General features: G+C 68.9%; 1 protein-coding gene. It reads right to left on the reverse strand.

The window, feature by feature from the left end; all coding sequences use genetic code 11:
• Positions 1–10: 10 nt before the first annotated feature.
• Positions 11–1,408, reverse strand: a complete 1,398-nt coding sequence (locus AB0B45_RS51455) for an NF041680 family putative transposase (protein ID WP_358146380.1) — start codon at positions 1,406–1,408, stop codon at positions 11–13.
• Positions 1,409–1,575 lie beyond the last annotated feature (167 nt).

The following is a 1,575-nucleotide window of genomic DNA, read 5'->3' on the forward strand; positions in this document are numbered from 1 at the left end:
AGCTTGTTCTTTATCGTCCGGATTGTTGTAGTGCCGCGAGGGTGCGGCCTCGTTTGACGGTTTTGCCGACGTCGTAGCGGGGTGCGGGCCGGCGGTTGGGGATGCCGGGTGGGCGCCCGGGGCCGGGCCTGGAGGGTTTGGGTGCACCGGCTGGCTGGGCAAGCGCGGGACGCAGGTTCCGAAACCCCCGCCGGACCCGCGCGGGAGTGAGCTGACCGGACGGGACGGCTTTCTCCCACGGATGACGCAGGTTCTCGGTCAGCCGGCGAGCCAGGCGCAACTGGGTGTGAGCGATGAGCAGCAGCCAGGTCCAGCGGTCGGCGGCTTGAGCGGCGCGAAGCTTGGGCCGGGTCCAGCCGAGCGTCTGCTTCCAGAAGCGGTAGGTGTGCTCCAGGTCGAACCTGCGCAGGAACGCCTGCCAGAGCCGGTCCACGGCCGTGCTGGTGGCGCCGGTCTTGGAGGACCACAGCCAGATCGGTGGGGCGTCACGGTCGCCGGGCAGGTGGTCAACCTTCAGCCGGATCAGAGTGCCCTCGATGATGGGCAGTTCGCCTTCGTGGTCGAGCCAGGCGGCGCGGTGGGTGAGCCGAGGGTGAAGCCGGTCCCAGGCGCTGGTCTTGGCCTTGCCGTAGTGGGTGGTGTCGGTGACCGTGGTCACTGCGGCCTCGGGCCAGGTGGCAGGGTCGGCCAGGGCGAACTCGCCGCCGTGCTTGGGCGGTCGGCCGCCCTTGGGGTCATAGCGTCGTGGCGGAGCGGGCAGGCGCAGCACCCGATCGGAACGGATCCGCCCGAGCAGTTCGACGGGCAGGTCACGCAGGACGTAGGCCAAGCGGGTGATGTCGTAGCCGGCGTCGGCCACGATGAGCATGTCCGGGTCCCCGCTGCACCACTGGCCGGCGGCGATCAGCCGCTCGATCACCGCTCGCAGTTGGGCGGCGGTGACGGCGGTGGCGTCGTCGGCCGGCCCCAGCCGCACCACATCCAGCGGCGCCGTCCACGAACTGCGGCCCATCTCCAGCGCCGCGACGAATGAGTACGGCCAGCCTGGGATGAACTGCGAGGCGCTCTTGGCCCGACCGTACACATGGCAGAACAGCCGCTCGGCCGAGCAGGCGGCGTCCGAGCGCAGCCATGGCGACACATCCACCGCGAGCACGATGCGCCCGTCCGGCCAGCGCGGTAACGGCAGCCCGGCCAGCACCTCACGCAGTTGTTCCACGTCGATCCGGCCGTGGTTGAGCCCGCCGTACAAGGCGCCATGTCCGCGCCGGTACTCCGGCGACAAGGTCAGATCCACCGGCGAGTGCACGGGTCCCGGCTCGCACAACAGCGCGTCGGTCAGCTCGAACAACGCATCGGCCCGCGCACGCAGGCACGCGTAGACATCGTTCCGGAACCGGGACAACACCCTCGAGGACTCGACACAGGCGGCATCGTTCAGCAGACTCACCCTCACGGCCTTGTAGTGATCGGCAGCGACTCGACACCGCACATGATCACTCAAGGCCGTCTTGCTGTCCGCGAAACGATCAACCCGCCGCTCAGCACAACAATCTGGACGATAAAGAACAAGCT

The organism is Nonomuraea sp. NPDC049152 (assembly GCF_040648355.1).
Taxonomy (GTDB): domain Bacteria; phylum Actinomycetota; class Actinomycetes; order Streptosporangiales; family Streptosporangiaceae; genus Nonomuraea.